Raw genomic sequence first — 253 nt, 5'->3', positions numbered from 1 at the left:
CGCTCCCAGCCCTCCAGGCGTTGCTGCCAAGCCGGTGAGGCAAGCGGCGGACGATAGCACCCGAAGCGGCGTTTCTCCAGCGCGAAGCCCAGCAGGTTGAGCCAGTCACCCACCCGCGAAGGCGAGATGCACCGCGCCTTGCGCAAGGCGCCATGGCTGAAGAAATGGCGCATGCCCCAACTGCTCCACGGGTTGATCCCGACGATCAGCAAATGCCCACCCGGGCGCACGGCGCTGGCGGCCTCGCGCAGCA

At 68.4% G+C, this 253-nt stretch carries 1 pseudogene; it reads right to left on the bottom strand.

Going from position 1 to position 253, the window contains the following annotated elements:
- Positions 1–253: pseudogene (locus J8I29_RS29810) on the bottom strand (SAM-dependent methyltransferase); the annotation flags it as partial.

The organism is Labrys sp. LIt4 (assembly GCF_017813775.1).
GTDB lineage: Bacteria > Pseudomonadota > Alphaproteobacteria > Rhizobiales > Labraceae > Labrys > Labrys okinawensis_A.
This window is presented reverse-complemented; position numbering and strand designations above follow the sequence as displayed.